This window comes from Vibrio sp. 10N.261.54.A5, assembly GCF_041471145.1.
Taxonomy (GTDB): Bacteria; Pseudomonadota; Gammaproteobacteria; order Enterobacterales; family Vibrionaceae; genus Vibrio; species Vibrio crassostreae_C.
The window spans coordinates 1-381 of the sequence record NZ_JBFRNU010000132.1; the positions used below are offsets into that span (position 1 = coordinate 1).

General features: G+C 43.6%; 3 tRNA genes. All 3 read right to left on the reverse strand.

Annotated elements, in window-relative coordinates:
* Positions 1–9: 9 nt before the first annotated feature.
* The 3 genes from AB4329_RS22500 to AB4329_RS22510 all read right to left on the reverse strand — a co-directional run bounded on the left by AB4329_RS22500 (position 10) and on the right by AB4329_RS22510 (position 315).
* Positions 10–85: transfer RNA gene (locus AB4329_RS22500), tRNA-Phe, on the reverse strand.
* A gap of 7 nt (positions 86–92) precedes the next feature.
* Positions 93–168, reverse strand: a tRNA-Thr gene (locus AB4329_RS22505).
* A gap of 71 nt (positions 169–239) precedes the next feature.
* Positions 240–315, reverse strand: a tRNA-Asn gene (locus AB4329_RS22510).
* Positions 316–381: the final 66 nt, after the last annotated feature.

Genomic DNA, 381 nt, shown 5'->3' on the forward strand with positions numbered 1-381 from the left:
ACCAAATAATGGTGCCTCGAGGCGGAATCGAACCACCGACACGCGGATTTTCAATCCGCTGCTCTACCGACTGAGCTATCGAGGCAAAAGAATGGTGCCGACTACCGGAGTCGAACTGGTGACCTACTGATTACAAGTCAGTTGCTCTACCTACTGAGCTAAGTCGGCACACTAAATTCTTTGCTTAAAGAGTTAAACTCTTCAATTAAAACCTCATATAAAATGAAGTCCTTTAAAAATGGCTCCCCTTGCAAGACTTGAACTTGCGACATACGGATTAACAGTCCGCCGTTCTACCAACTGAACTAAAGGGGAATTACTTGTCTCAACATCAGGTCTATAAAGACCATTATTTGTTAAGTACCAAATAATGGTGCCTCG